The sequence below is a fragment of the Streptococcus humanilactis genome (genome assembly GCF_019448275.1).
GTDB classification, from domain to species: Bacteria; Bacillota; Bacilli; order Lactobacillales; family Streptococcaceae; genus Streptococcus; species Streptococcus humanilactis.
In genome coordinates this window covers 1-203 of record NZ_JAHXBZ010000069.1, presented here as the reverse complement: position 1 = coordinate 203, position 203 = coordinate 1, and the positions used below count along the sequence as shown (strand labels likewise).

Genomic DNA, 203 nt, shown 5'->3' with positions numbered 1-203 from the left:
GTTAAGTGGGATTTGTCTTGAACAACAACCTTCTCATCTGGTTTCACTGGTGTGAAGTCTTCGATAACTAGGTCTTTTCCTGCGATTGGATGACTGATCTTAGTGCTTGGATCTGTAACCGTTGCGGTTCCATCGTCACCTACTGTGACATCCTTACCTGGGTTCTTCGCTTTGACCTTATCTTCCACTTGTTTTTTCTCTTC

At 43.8% G+C, this 203-nt stretch carries 1 pseudogene; it reads right to left on the bottom strand.

The window, feature by feature from the left end:
* Positions 1-203: pseudogene (locus tag KV696_RS10600) on the bottom strand (hypothetical protein); the annotation flags it as partial.